Source organism: Mycobacterium sp. NTMscope_Eco_3 (assembly GCF_976985685.1).
The window spans coordinates 1,885,674-1,901,765 of sequence record NZ_CDRJYZ010000001.1; the positions used below are offsets into that span (position 1 = coordinate 1,885,674).

At 69.6% G+C, this 16,092-nt stretch carries 17 protein-coding genes; 11 read left to right on the plus strand and 6 right to left on the minus strand.

Translation table 11 applies throughout. The annotated features are described in order from the left end of the window. Positions 1 to 19 precede the first annotated feature (19 nt). Positions 20 to 748 carry a lysophospholipid acyltransferase family protein gene (locus AC0KTM_RS08740; protein ID WP_238957880.1) on the plus strand — a complete coding sequence of 243 codons (729 nt, stop codon included), beginning with the start codon at positions 20 to 22 and terminating at the stop codon, positions 746 to 748. On the opposite strand, the gene AC0KTM_RS08745 is transcribed toward AC0KTM_RS08740, so the two are convergent. Further along, entirely contained in the window at positions 745 to 2,037 is a 1,293-nt protein-coding gene (locus AC0KTM_RS08745; protein ID WP_238957881.1) for a glycosyltransferase 87 family protein, read from the minus strand. The genes AC0KTM_RS08740 and AC0KTM_RS08745 overlap by 4 nt on opposite strands. Positions 2,038 to 2,130: 93 nt before the next feature. Between AC0KTM_RS08745 and AC0KTM_RS08750 the strand changes: the two genes are divergently transcribed. The 3 genes from AC0KTM_RS08750 (at position 2,131) to AC0KTM_RS08760 (ending at position 4,975) form a co-directional block, all read left to right on the plus strand. After that, positions 2,131 to 3,015 carry a hypothetical protein gene (locus AC0KTM_RS08750; protein ID WP_238957882.1) on the plus strand — a complete coding sequence of 295 codons (885 nt, stop codon included), beginning with the start codon at positions 2,131 to 2,133 and terminating at the stop codon, positions 3,013 to 3,015. Between the two features lie 9 nt (positions 3,016 to 3,024). After that, positions 3,025 to 3,507: a polyadenylate-specific 3'-exoribonuclease AS gene (locus tag AC0KTM_RS08755; protein WP_225329780.1), complete on the plus strand. Its 483-nt coding sequence runs from the start codon at positions 3,025 to 3,027 to the stop codon at positions 3,505 to 3,507. 79 nt (positions 3,508 to 3,586) lie between these two features. Further along, positions 3,587 to 4,975 (plus strand): class II 3-deoxy-7-phosphoheptulonate synthase, encoded by a 1,389-nt coding sequence (locus tag AC0KTM_RS08760; RefSeq protein WP_225329781.1) that lies wholly within the window; start codon positions 3,587 to 3,589, stop codon positions 4,973 to 4,975. Between the two features lie 12 nt (positions 4,976 to 4,987). Here the strand turns inward: AC0KTM_RS08760 and AC0KTM_RS08765 are convergent, their stop codons facing one another. After that, positions 4,988 to 6,289, minus strand: a complete 1,302-nt coding sequence (locus tag AC0KTM_RS08765; RefSeq protein ID WP_225329782.1) for a protein kinase domain-containing protein — start codon at positions 6,287 to 6,289, stop codon at positions 4,988 to 4,990. A gap of 80 nt (positions 6,290 to 6,369) precedes the next feature. Between AC0KTM_RS08765 and AC0KTM_RS08770 the strand changes: the two genes are divergently transcribed. Next, positions 6,370 to 6,774 (plus strand): Rv2175c family DNA-binding protein, encoded by a 405-nt coding sequence (locus AC0KTM_RS08770; protein WP_238957884.1) that lies wholly within the window; start codon positions 6,370 to 6,372, stop codon positions 6,772 to 6,774. An 8-nt stretch (positions 6,775 to 6,782) separates the two neighbouring features. On the opposite strand, the gene AC0KTM_RS08775 is transcribed toward AC0KTM_RS08770, so the two are convergent. Then, positions 6,783 to 8,324 carry an alpha-(1->6)-mannopyranosyltransferase A gene (locus AC0KTM_RS08775; protein WP_238957885.1) on the minus strand — a complete coding sequence of 514 codons (1,542 nt, stop codon included), beginning with the start codon at positions 8,322 to 8,324 and terminating at the stop codon, positions 6,783 to 6,785. A gap of 4 nt (positions 8,325 to 8,328) precedes the next feature. After that, positions 8,329 to 9,378, minus strand: a complete 1,050-nt coding sequence (gene idsA2 / locus AC0KTM_RS08780) for a bifunctional (2E,6E)-farnesyl/geranyl diphosphate synthase (protein ID WP_238958042.1) — start codon at positions 9,376 to 9,378, stop codon at positions 8,329 to 8,331. Between the two features lie 261 nt (positions 9,379 to 9,639). Here idsA2 and AC0KTM_RS08785 point away from each other — a divergent pair, with 261 nt between their 5' ends. Further along, positions 9,640 to 10,536, plus strand: a complete 897-nt coding sequence (locus AC0KTM_RS08785) for a mycobacterial-type methylenetetrahydrofolate reductase (protein WP_238957886.1) — start codon at positions 9,640 to 9,642, stop codon at positions 10,534 to 10,536. A gap of 9 nt (positions 10,537 to 10,545) precedes the next feature. Here the strand turns inward: AC0KTM_RS08785 and lppM are convergent, their stop codons facing one another. Then, positions 10,546 to 11,196: a lipoprotein LppM gene (lppM, locus tag AC0KTM_RS08790; RefSeq protein WP_225329802.1), complete on the minus strand. Its 651-nt coding sequence runs from the start codon at positions 11,194 to 11,196 to the stop codon at positions 10,546 to 10,548. A gap of 151 nt (positions 11,197 to 11,347) precedes the next feature. Further along, positions 11,348 to 11,956, minus strand: a complete 609-nt coding sequence (locus AC0KTM_RS08795) for a GNAT family N-acetyltransferase (RefSeq protein ID WP_238957887.1) — start codon at positions 11,954 to 11,956, stop codon at positions 11,348 to 11,350. 337 nt (positions 11,957 to 12,293) lie between these two features. Between AC0KTM_RS08795 and AC0KTM_RS08800 the strand changes: the two genes are divergently transcribed. The 5 genes from AC0KTM_RS08800 to ftsL all read left to right on the plus strand — a co-directional run bounded on the left by AC0KTM_RS08800 (position 12,294) and on the right by ftsL (position 16,058). After that, the gene (locus AC0KTM_RS08800; protein WP_225329787.1) at positions 12,294 to 12,698 is read left to right on the plus strand and encodes a DUF3040 domain-containing protein; all 405 of its coding nucleotides are present in this window, start codon (positions 12,294 to 12,296) and stop codon (positions 12,696 to 12,698) included. Positions 12,699 to 12,773: 75 nt separating this feature from the next. Further along, positions 12,774 to 12,971, plus strand: coding sequence for a hypothetical protein (locus AC0KTM_RS08805; protein WP_472415450.1), 198 nt, complete (start codon positions 12,774 to 12,776; stop codon positions 12,969 to 12,971). Positions 12,972 to 13,094: 123 nt separating this feature from the next. Continuing rightward, positions 13,095 to 13,526, plus strand: coding sequence for a division/cell wall cluster transcriptional repressor MraZ (gene mraZ, locus AC0KTM_RS08810; protein ID WP_067100969.1), 432 nt, complete (start codon positions 13,095 to 13,097; stop codon positions 13,524 to 13,526). Between the two features lie 160 nt (positions 13,527 to 13,686). Next, a complete protein-coding gene (rsmH, locus tag AC0KTM_RS08815) occupies positions 13,687 to 14,820 on the plus strand; it encodes a 16S rRNA (cytosine(1402)-N(4))-methyltransferase RsmH (RefSeq protein WP_425326388.1) in 1,134 nt (377 codons plus the stop codon). Continuing rightward, positions 14,820 to 16,058, plus strand: coding sequence for a cell division protein FtsL (ftsL, locus tag AC0KTM_RS08820; RefSeq protein WP_238957890.1), 1,239 nt, complete (start codon positions 14,820 to 14,822; stop codon positions 16,056 to 16,058). Before rsmH ends, ftsL begins: the two co-directional genes overlap by 1 nt. Positions 16,059 to 16,092: the final 34 nt, after the last annotated feature.

Here is a 16,092-nt window from a genome sequence, read left to right on the forward strand (position 1 = left end):
GTAGCCGAGAGGGAGGGCCATGTGGTACTGGCTGTTCAAGTACGTGCTCCTCGGCCCGTTGCTGACTCTGCTGGGCCGGCCGAAAGTTGAAGGCTTAGAACACGTTCCGAGTTCCGGACCGGTGATACTGGCAAGTAATCACCTGGCCGTGATGGACAGTTTCTATCTTCCGCTGGTGGTGCGGCGCCGAATCACCTTCCTGGCGAAGTCGGAATACTTCACCGGCACCGGGTTGAAGGGATGGTTCCAGCGGTGGTTCTTCACCGCCGTCGGGCAGGTGCCGATCGACCGGACCGATGCCGACAGCGCCCGCGCCGCGCTGACCACCGCCCAACAGGTGCTGGGCCAGGGCAAGCTGCTGGGCATGTATCCCGAAGGCACCCGGTCCCCGGACGGCCGGCTGTACAAGGGCAAGACCGGGCTGGCGCGGCTGGCCCTGCAGACCGGGGTGCCGGTGATCCCGGTCGCGATGATCGGCACCAACGTCGTCAACCCGCCCGGGACCAACATGTTGCGGTTCGGCCGGGTCACCGTTCGCTTCGGCGAGCCGATGGACTTCTCGCGCTTCGACGGGCTGGCCGGCAACCGGTTCATCGAGAGGGCCGTCACCGACGAAGTGATCTACGAGCTGATGGGGCTGTCCGGCCAGGAGTACGTCGACATTTACGCGGCCAGCCTGAAAAAGGGCGGCGGCGGTGACGCGGCCGACGGCGAGGCCGAGCGGATTCCCGAGACCGCTGCCGGTTAGCCGACGGCGGTAGCCGGCGCCAGCGGCTGCGGGGCGCTCTCCCGCGAAACCCCGCGGGCGGTGACGGTGCAGCCGGCCGCCACGATGACCGCCAGCGCCCACCACACATAGGACATCCCGGCGAGTTGGCGCCACCAGACCGCGCTCGCCTCGTGATGCTTGGGCAGCAGGTCGATCGGCGTCCACCTCATCAGCGCCACCCCGACGGCGCTGACGACCATCAGCAGCGCGTTGCGGCGCCGCCAGCCCAAGATCGCCGTCACCAGCAGCGCGGGCAGCACCCACACCCAGTGGTGTGACCACGACACCGGCGACACCACCAGCCCGAACAACGCGACGCAGACCAGCGCGAGCGTGGGCTCGCCGGCGCGCAGCACCCGCCGCATCGCCCACACCGTCAGCGCCAGCACCAGCAGCGACGCGGCCACCCACAGCAGGAAGCGTTCCTGTTGTCCCAGCCCCAGCCGGGCCAGGGCGCCGGCGATGTTCTGGTCGGTGTTCAGCGACGCGGAACCGATCCGGTCGGTGTGATGCACGGTGTGCGTCCAGTACTCCCACGAGTCGGTCCAGGCCAGGGCGAAACCCAGCAGCGTCGCCCCCACGAACGACGCCAGCGCGGTCAACGTCGCGCGGTGATCGCGGCGCAGCAGGAAATACAGGAGGAACACCGCCGGCGTCAGCTTCAGCGCCATGCCCAGCCCCAACAGCAGACCGCGCGGCCACGGCGTGCGGCGCGGCACGCAGTCGGCGATCACCAGCGTCATCAGCACGACGTTGATCTGACCGAAGGCGAAGTTCGAGTTGATCGGTTCCAGCCAGATCGTCGCGGCCGCGGCGGCGACGACGGCCAGCCACCACCGGCGCAGCCAGGGCGGGCCGGGCAGCACGGTGGAGTCGCTCCACACGTTGAGCCGGGTCAGCACGATCGCGGTCGACACGACCAGCAGCACCAATGTCAGGGCGGTGATCGCGACGCTGGCGGTCGGCATGTGCAGCCAGGCGAACGGGCAGAACACGATGGCGGCCAGCGGTGGATAGGTGAACGGCAGATCCACGATCGGTGTGTGGAACAACACGTCGCCGCGATACAGCGGGCGGCCGTCCATCCAGGCCTGGGCGCCCATCTGATAGACGTCGATGTCGATGCGATACGGGGTGTGCCCGAACAGCTGCCACGCCGCGTAACTCAGCCCCGCCGCGGCCGCCAGCCAAGCCAGGCCCCACACCAGCGCCCACCGGGGGCCACGCTTACCTGCAAAGCCCGCCCCGGGCGCCTGCCGTGTACTCATGTCGCACCACAGCGTAATGGGTGCGCGCGCCCGGACATGCCTGGTGCAGCGCGGCTCCCACGACTCCGGCGCGCGAAGGCGTAGGTTTCAAGAGTGCTCCACTCGTTCGTCGACGAGCTGTCCCGATGGTTCGAACATGACATTCACGACCGGGGCCACCTGCCACTGCTGTGCTGCCTGGTGGCCTTCATCCTGACGTTTTTCGTCACGCGGACGTTCGTGCGTTTGATCCGTCATCGCGTCGAGAACGGCCGGCCCACCAAGTGGTGGCACCCGCGCAACGTTCACATCGGGGGAGTGCACATCCACCACGTCACGTTCGGGGTGGTCCTTACGCTGCTCTCCGGGCTGACGCTGGTCACCCTGTCCATCGACGGGCACGAACCCCAGTTCATGGCTGCCGCCACCTTCTTCGGGATCGGGGCCGCCCTGGTCCTCGACGAGTACGCGCTGATCCTGCACCTGTCCGACGTCTACTGGTCCGAGGACGGCCGCACATCGGTCGATGCGGTCTTCGCCGCCGTGGCGGTGGCCGGGCTGTTGGTGATGGGCCTGCACCCGCTGATGTTCTTCCTGCCGATCTGGCACGACGCGAACTCCTGGCCGCTGCGGGCCGCGGTGGGCGGCGCCATGGCGTTGACGCTGCCGCTGGCCGTCGTGGTGGTGCTCAAGGGCAAGGTCTGGACCGGCCTGCTGGGCATGTTCCTGGTCATCTTGCTGGTGATCGGGGCGATCCGGCTGTCGCGCCCGCACGCGCCGTGGGCCCGCTGGCGGTACTCCACGCAGCCGGACAAGATGCGCCGCGCGTTGCAGCGCGAAAGGCGGCTGCGCCGCCCGGTGGTGCGGGCCAAGCTGTATTTGCAGTGCGCCATCGCCGGCACGCCCCGGTTTCCGGACCCACACGCGGTGGACGCCAGGTTGGACGACGAGATTCATCCCGCGCCGGCTCCCACCGGTCCCATCCTGATCGGCAGATAATCTCCCTAGGTGCGGTACTTCTACGACACCGAATTCATCGAGGACGGCCGCACCATCGAGCTCGTCTCGATCGGGGTGGCCGCCGAGGACGGCCGCGAGTACTACGCAGTGTCCACCGAATTCGATCCCGAGCGAGCCGGGCCGTGGGTGCGTGCCAACGTGCTGCCCAAGCTGCCGCCCCCGGCGTCGCAGTTGTGGCGCTCACGCAGGCGGATCCGCGAGGACCTGGAGGAGTTCTTCGGTGTCAGCGGCGGCGAGCCGATCGAACTGTGGGCGTGGGTGGCGGCCTACGACCACGTCGCCCTGTGCCAGTTGTGGGGCCCGATGCCCGATCTGCCGCGCGCCATCCCCCGTTTCACCCGGGAGCTGCGGCAGCTGTGGGAAGACCGCGGCAGCCCGCGGATGCCGCCGCGGTCGCCCGATGCGCACGACGCGCTGGTCGACGCCCGCGATCAGCTCCGCCGCTACCGGTTGATCACCGCGGGCGACTGAGACGGCCGAGCCCGGATCGACGGCGTTCACGCTGATCAACCGTGACCAGGGGCGCCCGCGCCGCGGTTACGATGGACCGATGAACTGGACCGTCGACATACCGATCGACCAGCTGCCGCCGCTGCCGCCGCTGCCGAGCGATCTGCGGGCGCGGTTGGACGCCGCCCTGGCCAAGCCGGCAGCCCAGCAGCCCAGCTGGCCCGCCGATCAGGCGTCGGCGATGCGCACGGTCCTCGAGAGCGTGCCGCCGGTGACGGTGCCGTCGGAAATCGTCCGCCTCCAGGAGCAGTTGGCCCAGGTGGCCAGGGGTGAGGCGTTCCTGCTGCAGGGCGGTGACTGCGCGGAGACGTTCACCGAGAACACCGAACCCCACATCCGGGGCAACGTGCGCACCCTGCTGCAGATGGCGGTGGTGCTGACCTACGGCTCGAGCATGCCGGTGGTCAAGGTGGCCCGCATCGCCGGGCAGTACGCCAAGCCGCGATCGGCCGACGTCGACGCGCTGGGGTTGAAGTCCTACCGCGGCGACATGATCAACGGCTTCGCCCCGGACGCCGCTGTGCGCGAGCATGATCCGTCGCGGTTGGTGCGCGCCTACGCCAACGCCAGCGCGGCGATGAATTTGGTTCGGGCGCTGACGTCCTCGGGATTGGCCTCGCTGCACGGCGTCCACGACTGGAACCGCGAATTCGTCCGAACCTCGCCGGCCGGCGCCCGCTACGAGGCGCTGGCCACCGAGATCGACCGCGGCCTGCGCTTCATGAGCGCCTGCGGGGTGGCCGACCGCAACCTGCAGACCGCCGAAATCTACGCCAGCCACGAGGCTTTGGTGCTCGACTACGAGCGTGCGATGCTGCGCCTGTCCGAAAACGACAGCGGCGAGCCTCAGCTGTATGACCTGTCGGCGCACACCGTGTGGATCGGCGAGCGGACCCGCCAGCTCGACGGCGCGCACGTCGCCTTCGCGGAGGTGATCGCCAACCCGATCGGCGTCAAGATCGGCCCGACGATCACCCCGGAGCTGGCCGTCGAATACGTCGAGCGGCTCGACCCGCACAACAAGCCCGGCCGGCTGACATTGGTGAGCAGGATGGGCAACAACAAGGTGCGCGACCTACTGCCACCGATCGTGGAGAAGGTCCAGGCCGCCGGTCACAAGGTGATCTGGCAGTGCGATCCCATGCACGGCAACACCCACGAGTCGTCCAACGGCTACAAGACCCGCCACTTCGACCGCATCGTCGACGAGGTGCAGGGCTTCTTCGAGGTCCACCGCGCGCTGGGCACCCATCCCGGCGGCATCCACGTCGAGATCACCGGTGAGAACGTCACCGAGTGCCTCGGTGGGGCGCAAGACATTTCGGACACCGACCTGGTCGGCCGCTACGAGACCGCCTGCGATCCGCGGCTGAACACCCAGCAGTCGCTGGAGTTGGCCTTCCTGGTCGCCGAGATGCTGCGCGACTGAGGCCGGCTCGCGCTAGAGCAGCCCGTTGAGGTTGCTTCCGATGGTCCACGCCGCGGTCGCGACGAGCCCGGTGAACGCCAGCACCAACGCCACCCACACCAGCACCATGCGCCGGTTGTGCTGGCGCGCCCACACGAATTCGCTGATCGGGATGCCCGCGAATTCTCCTGCGACGGGCTCATATTCGTAATCGTCGTCGTCATCGTCCGGGTCGTCGTCGCCGGCGGGCGCCGGCTGCTGCGCCCGCGGCCACTCCTCGGGGCCCCGGGTCAGTTGGCGGGTGGGCTGACGCACCGGGGCCGACGGGGGCGGCCCGGGTTGCTGCGCGATGGCCGGGCGCTGGTCCGTCCGGTCGTGGTGGAGCGCGGCCGACCGGTGCTGCGCGGAGTTACGTGGTGCCGGCACGGAGAAGTCCGGCAGCGCAAGCTCATCGGCGATCGCGTCGAGGTCGGCGCCCATCTCGGCCGCGTCGGCGTAGCGGTCGGCCGGGTCGCGGGCCGTCGCCCGTTCCACGAACTGGTCGAACTGCGCGGGCACGCCGTCGATCGACGCGCTGGGCGCCGGCACGTCGGTGTCCAGCCGCCGGTAGGCGATCGACAACGCCGAGTCGCCGGTGAAGGGGGTGCGCCCGGTCAACAGCTCATAGGCGAGGATGCCCGCGGAGTAGACGTCGCTGCGCGGGCTGGCGTCGCCGTCGCGCACCTGTTCGGGCGACAGATACGCCGCGGTGCCCAAAATCACACTGGTAGAAGTGATTCCGGCGGCGGCGACGGCACGGACCAACCCGAAGTCGGCGATCTTCACCTCGCCGTCGTCGGAGATCAACACGTTCTCCGGCTTGACGTCGCGATGCACCAGGCCGGCCCGGTGCGCGGCGGCCAACCCGCCGAGCACCGGACGAAGCACCGCCGCGACGGCGTACGGCGGCATGGGCCCGCGCTCGCCCAGCAGCTCGCGCAGGGTGCCGCCCTCGATGAGCTCCATCACCAAAAAAGGGTGCCGCCCGTCGGAGCCCTGGTCGTAGACCGCGACCAGCCCGGGATCCTTCAGCCGGGCCACGGTGCGGGCCTCGCGCTGGAAGCGGGTGAGGAATTGCTCGTCGCCGGCGTAGCGAGAGTCCATCACCTTCACGGCGACGGGACGGTCGAGCCGGGTGTCGAGACCGCGGTACACGGTCGAGGTCCCGCCGCTGGCGATCTTCGCCTGGATCAGGTAGCGGCCGTCCAGCAACGCGTTGTCCAACGGGTCCGCCGTCCCGGCTTCGGCCCGCGGACGAGGCGGACCGGCCCGGCCGGGCGGATGAGCTTGGGCCACGGGGCCATCGTAGGTGCGCCACGATGATTGGGCGGTAGAACACGGGCTCAACGCGCGTATCAAGGCTTACACTTGCGCGGATGAGCAGTATTCCTGCCGGCGACGATGTGCTAGATCCCGACGAACCGATCTACGACCTGCCGCGGGTCGCCGAATTGCTTAAAATCCCGGTATCCAAGGTGCACCAACAACTCCGGGACGGCCATCTGGTCGCGGTCCGGCGCGGCGAGGACGTGGTGGTGCCGCGGGTGTTCTTCACCCAATCCGGTGAGGTGGTCAAAAGCCTGCCGGGATTGTTGACGATCCTGCACGACGGCGGCTACCACGAGACCGAGATCGTGCGCTGGTTGTTCACCCGCGACCCGTCGCTGACGGTGACCCGCGACGGCACCAAGGATGCCATCAGCAATGCCCGCCCCGTCGATGCGCTGCACGCCCACCAGGCCCGCGAAGTGGTGCGCCGGGCGCAGGCGATGGCCTACTGAGCCGGCGTCTACCCGGCGGTGACTTCGGCCTGCTCGGCCGGCAGCTGAGGCGTTCGGTGCAGGCTGTACCACGCGATCAGCGCGACGGCGGTGGCCAGCGAGAAGTGCAGCCACGAGTACATGCCATGCGAGCCATCGGGTTTGAAGATCACCATCACCCAGGTCGACACGCCGCCGATGACCGCCACCTCCCGTCGTGACTGGGCCAGGGGAGCCACGACCGCCAGCGGCCACGAGTAGTACCACGGCAACGCGGCGGGGACGAACAGCACGACGATCAGCATCGAGTACGCGATGCCGGTGAGCGCGCCCCGGTCGTCGCGGCGGAACCGCCACCACAACAGCGGCAGCGAGACCGCGATGATCGCGATGCCCACCAGCCGGGTGACCCGCAGGAGCGGATAGAAGCTCACCGGGAACAGCCCGCTGCCGATCGCGTGGATCAGGTTGGCCGCCGCGGTCGGCACCGTCAGCCAGTTGATGATCTTCACCGAACCGGCCAGCGCGGTCAGCCATCCCAGGCCCACCCCGGCCACCGCGGACAGGATCGTGAAGACCACCGCGAAGACCAGCAGCGTCGCCGCCGCGGCCGCGAGAACCGCTCGCAGCGGCCGGTATCCGCGCCGGTCGCGCAGATCCCGCGCCCACACCCACACCAGGAAGGGCAGCGCGATGCCGGCGGTGGCTTTGACCGCGATGGCGACCGTGATCAGCGCGGTGCCCGCCACGTGGCGGCCGCCGAACGTCAGCGCGATGCCGGCGGCCATCAGGCCCACCATCAGCATCTCGTTGTGCACCCCGCCCATCAGATGGATGAGCACCAGCGGGTTGAGCACGCAGATCCACAGGGCGGTCGAGGGGTCGGAGCCCAGGTGCCGCGCCAACCGGGGGGTCGCCCAGATCAACAGCGCCAGACCGGGCAGCATGCACAGCCGCAGCAGCATGGTGCCGGCCACCACGTTGTTGCCGACGAGGACGGTGATGAGCTTCGCCACCAGAATGAACGCCGGACCGTAGGGGGCGGTCGTGATCGACCAGATGGGACTGACGTTGTCCAACAAGATGTTTGGATTGGCGACCGGGCCCACGGCGTAGGGGTCCAGGCCGTCGCGCAGCAGTGCGCCCTGCGCCAGATACGAATACGTGTCCCGGCTGAAGACGGGCACCGACACCAGCAGCGGCGCCAGCCAGAAGCCGGTGGTGGCCTTCATGACGAACTCGGTCACGTCGCCGGCCAGCACCCGACGGCCCAGGCCCAGCCAGGCGATCAGCATGAGGCCGACGCCGGTCCACAACACGATCGACGACAGCACCAGGCCGTGGCCAAAGCGCAGCCAGGACATGTGAATCGACTCGAGCAGCGGGTCGTGCTGCCGCGTGCTGCCCGCGCCCAGCCCGCCCAGGGTGATCAGCACCGACCCCAGCAAGCCGAGTTTGGCCGGTCGTGATTCATCGGCCGCCACAAACGCCCTTAGCTGCGAAAACCGTTCGCCGCGAGGGGGTTTGGCTGCCGGCGCGTCGTCGGCCGGGGTATCGGTCGGAGTCGTCATCGGTTCAGGCGGACCGGTTCGTGGCGATCTTGGCCAATTCGGACAGCCCGGCTTTGGCCGCGGTGTTGATGGGCGCGGCGGCCAGCGTGGCGAGCGCCCGCTGGGTCAGCGTGGCGATCCGTTGTTCGGCCGCGGCCAGGGCGCCCACCGACTCGATGACGTCGCGCAGCTGATCCACTTGCGCGTCGGTCAGCCGGGCGCCGATCGAGGTCCGTAACAGGTTGGCCGCCACCGGGTCTGACTGCTCCGCCAACTCCACCGCCTCGGCCAGCAGCACGGTGCGCTTGCCGGATCGCAGGTCGTCCCCGGACGGCTTGCCGGTCACCGCGGGGTCACCGAAGACGCCCAGGACGTCGTCGCGCAGCTGAAACGCCACCCCGAGGTCCGTGCCGAACTGGCTGAAGATGTCGTGGACGTCGGGCCTGTCGGCGGCGGCGGCCACGCCGAGCTGCAGCGGTCGCGACACCGTGTAGCAGGCGGTTTTGAAGGTGTCGACGTTCATCGCCGACGCGATCGAGGCGGCGGCGCTGGCCTCGGCGACGATGTCAAGGTACTGCCCGCCGAGCACCTCGGTGCGGATGTTGGCCCACACCCGGCGGATGCGGCGCTGGGCCTGCGGCGTGAGGTCGACGCCGAAGACGATGTCGTCGGCCCAGGCCAGGGCGAGGTCACCGAGCAGGATGGCGGCCGACGCGCCGAACCGCTCGGGTGAGCCCTGCCAGCCCCGATCGCGATGCAGGGTCGCGAACTGGACGTGGGTGGTCGGCCGTCCCCGCCGGGTGGAGGAGTCGTCGATCACGTCGTCGTGCACCAGCGCGCAGGCGTGCAGGAGTTCGAGCGCGGAAAACAGCAGCAGCACTTGCTCATCGGGTTCGTCGGTGGTTACGGCGTGCCAGCCCCAGTAGGCGAACGCGGGGCGTAGCCGCTTCCCGCCGCCCAGCACGAAATCTTCGAGCGCGGCGATCAGGCCGTTGTAGTCGTCGCCGATGTAGGCGGTCTCGGCGCGCCGCTCGTCCAGATACCGCCGCAACTGTTCGGTGATGGCGCCGGTCAACTCGACGGTTGCCGCCGCTGCCGTGGCTTTGACGCTCAGCGCGGCGCCCCTTTCTGCTCGGCTGGCTGGGTGTTCCAGGCCCGACCAGTGTATTCGTCGCGCGGCCCGGGGTGGGTCCCGCGTGAGGTCGCCCGGTGCACCCAGTTGCTTCGACTGCCTCACTAACCCGCCCCTATGCTGGCGGGTGCGCTGGGGCTCGCGCGGATACTGCGCCGCCGAGAGACGCCCCGGGCCCATAGTCGTCGGACGGAGAGAAGCCGCGTGACCCTCAACACCATTGCGCTCGAACTGGTGCCACCCAACGCCGAGGAAGGTCGGGAGCGGGCACTCGAGGAGGCGCACAAAGTGGTGCGGCATTCGGCCGAGGCCGGCCTGGACGGCCGGATCCGGCACGTGATGATCCCCGGGATCATCGCCGAGGACGACGACCGTCCCATTCAGATGAAGCCCAAGCTCGATGTGCTCGACTTCTGGTCGGTCGTCAAGCCGGAACTGACCGGGATCAAGGGCTTGTGCACGCAGGTCACCGCGTTCATGGACGAGCCGTCGCTGCGGGGCCGGCTGACCGAGTTGTCCTCGGCCGGAATGGAAGGCGTGGTGTTCGTCGGCGTGCCGCGCACCATGAACGACGGCGAGGGCTCCGGCGTCGCCCCGACCGACGCCCTGTCGATCTATCGCGAGTTGGTGGCCAACCGCGGGGTGATCCTGATCCCCACCCGCGACGGCGAACAGGGCCGGTTCAACTTCAAGTGCGACCAGGGCGCCACCTACGGCATGACCCAGTTGCTGTATTCCGACGCGATCGTGGGATTCCTGAGCGAGTTCGCCAGGCAAACCGATCACCGGCCCGAGATCCTGCTGTCCTTCGGGTTCGTGCCGAAGATGGAAAGCCGCGTCGGACTGATCAACTGGCTCATCCAGGACCCGGGCAACGCCGCGGTCGCCGCCGAGCAGGACTTCGTCCGCAAGCTCGCCGCCTGCGAGCCCCCGCAGAAGCGTCAGCTGATGGTCGACCTCTACAAGCGCGTCATCGACGGGGTGGCCGACCTGGGTTTCCCGCTGAGCATCCATCTGGAGGCGACCTACGGGATTTCCGGTCCGGCGTTCCAGACCTTCGCGGAGATGCTGGCGTACTGGTCACCCGCCCAGCAGGGGTAGCCCGCGCGGCTAGCTGGGTGGCGGCTGGTCGCGCGGCGCGGTGAGTCGCGGTGACCGGTCCCGGCTGACCCACGCCAGCAGCCCCGCCACGCCGGCGGCCGCGAAGGACGCGATGCCCAGCCACACCACCGCGCCGGTGAACGAACGGGTGTTGGGGTCGGTGTAGCGGGCCTGGGCGGTCATGGTGCTCACCACGCCCGGCTTGAGCTTCCAGGAGACCACGTCGGGTTCGACCCGGTCACCGTTGGTGGAGGTCACCACCCCCGGGAAGGCGACCGTCAGCTCGACGTCCGCCTCCGAATCGGTCAGCGAGGTCAGATCCGCCCGGCCCTCCAGAATCACCAGGTTGCCGTTGCGGCGCAGCGTCAGGTTGACGCCGGAGGCGTCGGAGTTCATGTTGGCCAGCTGCGGCAGCTCGGCGAACGTCAGATCGGAGAACACCGCCTGGGAGCCGACGTAGCCGTCGCTGTCGTAGTTCGACACCGCCACCTTCTGGCTGAACGGCAGGTTGTTGCTGTCCAGCTGCGGTCCGGTGTCCTTGGGGGTCTTGGGTTTCGCGGCGGCGACGATCTCGCCGGAGACCAGGTCGTCGGGGGAGATGGTGAGCGAGGCCCGGACCCGCAGGCATCCGGTGGCCAGCGGCACCAGCAGCAGCAACATCGCGACGGCCAGCAGCCGGCGCCGTCGGGCCCGGGGGGCTTTCAAGCGGGGGGAGCTGGCGCGCACCAGGTCATCGTGCCAGACACGGTGTGCCACTTAAATAAGCGCCACACCGAAGCGGTGCTTGCGATGTGCGCCCGGTTCCGCGGTGTCACAGCGGTAGTTCGCGGCCCAGGATCGCAAACGCCCGCGGGTCGCCGGCGAAGTAGTAGCGGCGGATGACGTCGGTGAAGCCCAGCCGTCGGTACAACCGCCAGGCGCGGTTGGGCTCGCCGTTGGTTTCCGGCGTCGACAGCAGCACGTTCTTTTCGGGGCGCCCGGCGAGCAGCCGCCGGGCCAACGCCTCGCCGAGGCCGCGGCCCTGGGCGCGGGGATGAATGTGCAGCTCGGTCAGCTCGAAATAGCTGTTCATCAGGCGGGCGATCTCCTGGGGCGGCGACCCGCCGCGCTGCATGCCCAGCACGACCTGCTGCTGCCACCACTGCCCCGGCGCCCCGGGATAGCCGTAGGCCACGCCGAGCAACGGGGCTTTGGCCAGATCTTCCGGCGAGGGCATCGGCGCGCCCTCGCCGTCGGCTACCTCGGCTTCGACGACGCCGGCCCCTTGCCAGCCACGGCGGCGAATGTGCTCCAGCCACATCGCGGCGCGCTGCTGCTCGGTGCCGCGCGGGTAGCGCATCGCGTCGACGTACACCGCCAGGGCGTCCCCGAGGCGACGCTCCATATCGTGAGGGAGCAGATCGATGAGGAATATCGCCAACGCGCGGTGCCCTCCTCATGCGTGATCAGACTCATTCGCTGCTTCGGCGTTGCGTGGTCGTCGGGGACCAGGCTGCTATCGATCATTATCGGACCCCGACGCGACGGCGTGACGAGCGGTCGTGACACCGAAGCGGCGGGCGGCCCGGTTCGGGAAGCCGGTTGTAGCGCACGGGCGTTCCGGTCTCGCGGAATGCCGCGATCTGGCCGGGATAGAATCGGCGCGGAACCAGTGGTATGGGGCAGGTTGACCTCGTATCATTCAATTAGTTGCCCGCGCAACGGGCATCCGCGTGCTATCGATAGTGACGTGCCAAACTGTCGGCAAGGAGGGACGAATGCCACTCTCCGATCATGAGCAGCGAATGCTCGATCAGATCGAGAGCGCTCTCTACGCCGAAGATCCCAAGTTCGCGTCAAGCGTCCGGGGCGCGGGTTTTCGCGCGCCCACGGCCCGTCGTCGCCTGCAGGGCGTGGCGTTGTTCGTCGTCGGTCTGGCGATGCTGGTTTCGGGTGTGGCGTTCAAGGCCACCTGGATCGGCGGCAGCGTCCCCATTCTCAGCATTTTCGGGTTCATCGTCATGTTCGGCGGAGTGGTGTTCGGCATCACCGGCCCCCGGTTGTCAGGCAGGCCGGACCATTCCGGCTCGGCGCCCAGCTCGCTGCGCCAGCGCCGCAACAAGGGCGGAGGGTCCTTCACCAGCCGCATGGAGGATCGGTTCCGCCGCCGCTTCGACGACTAACGCCGACCTTTCACACACGGGGTAGCCACCGGCTGCCCCGTTTTCCTTTCCCCGGTTTTCACCAAGCCCTCGGCGGTGCGCGCAACCGTCGATGCCGATTTGCGGCTCGATCGAGGCCCGATCGAGGCGCGCGACGGCGGTGAACCCCCACCGGGCCCCACCCACGTTCCCCACCACGCCCCACTCGCGGCGTTTTCCCTGATAGATGCGCTGTCCCCGGCGCCGGAAATCGTGGCGCGAGAGGTGCCCGACACGCCCCTTGTGGGCCGCTGAGGACCCCGTGACGACGGATAACCCGGAAAACGCCACGGCGACACTCCATCAATGGGGCGAAGTGGGGGATTGTGGGGTATGGTGGCTGCAGTGTTTGGGTGACCTCGAACGGGAGGTGAGCTGGTGTTTCTTGGCACCTACACGCCCAAACTCGACGACAAGGGGCGGCTGACGTTGCCCGCGAAGTTCCGTGACGCGCTGGCAGGGGGGTTGATGGTCACCAAGAGCCAGGACCACAGCCTCGCCGTCTACCCGCGGGCGGAATTCGAGCAACTGGCCCGCCGGGCGAGCAAGGCCTCGCGAAGCAACCCTGACGCCAGGGCCTTCCTGCGTAACCTCGCCGCCGGCACCGACGAGCAGCACCCCGACGCCCAGGGGCGCATCACCTTGTCGGCCGACCACCGTCGTTACGCGAGCCTGTCGAAGGACTGCGTGGTGATCGGCGCGGTCGACTACCTCGAGATCTGGGATGCGCAGGCCTGGCAGGACTACCAGCAAACCCACGAAGAGAACTTCTCCGCGGCCAGCGATGAAGCACTCGGCGACATCATCTGAGGCGCATGCCCGTGCAACGTGGCCTCTGCCCGAACCGACCCTGGCGTACTTCCCCAACGCCAGGTTCGCGCTTTCGGTCAGGGACCTCGATGCAGGGGCGCCACACCTTTTCCGGCACGCTCGGGCCCTGCCGGCCCGTGCGGGCGACGGGTGGCGGCAGATCCGGGGAGGCGTTGCGGTGGCTGACAATTCAGGGCGCGGTGATCGCAAGCGCGGCCGTGGCGACCGCAAGCGCGGCGCAGCCGGGCGCAGCGGGTCGCCACTAAAGGATGCAGCCGGGCGCAGCGGGTCGCCGCCATCGGGATCAGGCGGGCACGTCCCCGTCCTGCTGGAGCGTTGCGTCGAACTGCTCACGCCCGCATTGACCCGCCACCACCCGGACGGGACGGGGGCCACCCTGGTCGATGCGACCGTCGGCGCGGGAGGGCACGCGGAGCGGTTCCTGACCGACCTGCCGGGGCTGCGGCTGATCGGACTCGACCGCGACCCCAGCGCCCTGGACATCACCCGATCACGGTTGGCGCGGTTCTCCGACCGGGTCACGCTGGTGCGCACCCGCTACGACGGCGTCGCCACGGCACTGATCGAATCCGGATATGCCGCAACCGAATCGGTCGACGGCATGCTCTTCGACCTCGGTGTGTCGTCCATGCAGCTCGACCGCGCCGACCGGGGCTTCGCCTACGCCCAGGACGCGCCGCTGGACATGCGGATGGACCCCGACGCGCCGCTGACCGCCGCCGACATCCTCAACACCTACGACGAGGCGGAGCTGGCGAACATCTTGCACCGTTACGGCGAGGAGCGGTTCGCGCGGCGCATCGCCGCGTACGTCGTGCGCCGGCGGGCCCGGGAGCCGTTCACGTCGACCGCGGACTTGGTGGCCCTGCTCTACGAAGCGATTCCGGCCGCGGCCCGGCGCACCGGCGGGCACCCGGCCAAGCGCACCTTCCAGGCGCTGCGGGTCGCGGTCAACGACGAATTGGATTCGCTGCGCGGCGCACTTCCGGCCGCGCTGGACGCGCTCGCCGTCGGCGGGCGCATCGTGGTGATGGCCTACCAGTCGCTGGAAGACCGGATCGTCAAGCGGTTGTTCGCCCAGGCGGTCGCTTCCCGCACCCCGGTAGACCTGCCGGTCGAACTTCCGGGTCACCAGCCGCGATTCCGGGCCCTGACGCAGGGTGCCGGGCGTGCCGACGGCACCGAGATCGAACGCAATCCGCGCAGCGCCGCGGTGCGGCTACGGGCTCTGCAGCGCATGGAATCACAGCAGGCGACCGGGAAAGGCGATTGATGAAAGCGGACCGCGAGACGTCGAAACGACGCGGTGGCAGCGACCGCCGGGGCGCCCGCGACGGTGCTGCCCGACGGGGTAGGCGCCCGGCGCCGGAACCCGGCGCGGCGCGGCGCACCCGCGGCGCCAGGACCTCGGCGCCCACCCGCGAAACCCGCGCACCCAAGGCCGGGCCGCAGAGCAGCCCCGTCGCCCGGCCCGTTGAGCGCTCGGCCCGGCCCAAGAACGCCAGCCAGGCCAAGGCGCGGGCCAAGGCCCGGAAAGCCAAGGCGCCCAAAGTTGTTCGTCCGAAGCTCACCGAACGTCTGGCCGTCCGGCTGGCATCGATCGACCTGCGGCCGCGGACACTCGCGAGCAAGGTTCCGTTCGTCGTGTTGGTCATCGGTGCGCTCGGCGTCGGGCTCGGGCTCACGCTGTGGTTGTCCACCGACTCCGCCGAACGCTCCTACAAGTTGAGCCACGCCCGCGAGCGGACCCGACTGCTGCAGCAGCAGAAGGAAGCGCTGGAGCGCGACGTGCGCGAGGCCGAAGCCGCGCCGGCGCTGGCGGAGGCCGCCCGCAAGCAGGGCATGATCCCCACCAGAGACACCGCGCACCTGGTCCAGGACCCGTCCGGGAACTGGGTGGTGGTGGGCACCCCCAAGCCGGCCGACGGTGTTCCGCCGCCGCCGCTGAACACCAAGCTCCCCGACGAGGCGCCGCAACCCCCGAAGCCGGCCGCGCCCGCCGCGGAGGTCCCGATGCGGCTCGAACCGGTCCCCGGTGGCCCCGCCCCGGCTCGGTCGGGCCCCGAAGCGCTGCTGCGCGCACCCGACGGCGCCTCGACGGTGGGCGGCCAGCACTTCCCGCCGGCAGTTCCCCCGGTGCCCGGCGCGCCTGGCGCCCCCGGGGGGCCCGCTGCCGGTACGCTGCCCGGCATGCCAGGTGGGCCCGTTACCGGTGCGCTGCCCGGCATGCCCGGCGGGCCGGTAACCGGTGCGCTGCCGACGCCGGGCCTTCCGATGCCGGCCAGGCCCGCGGCCCCGCCGGTACCGGCCGAGGTCCCGATTCCGTTGGGCGGCCTGCCCATTCCGGCTTCTGGCCAGCTGCCCGCGCCCCTGCCGCCGGAGGTTCCGGTCCCGGTGCAGCTGGGTCGCCCGGTTAACCCCCAGCCGTTCGCCCCCGCCGCTCCGATGCCGCAACCGGGTACCGGCACCCTGCCCGGGCCCGCCGGTGCGCCGCCAGGTGCTCCCAGGTGAGCCGCGGCGACTCCCCACGGGCACGCCGGTCGCA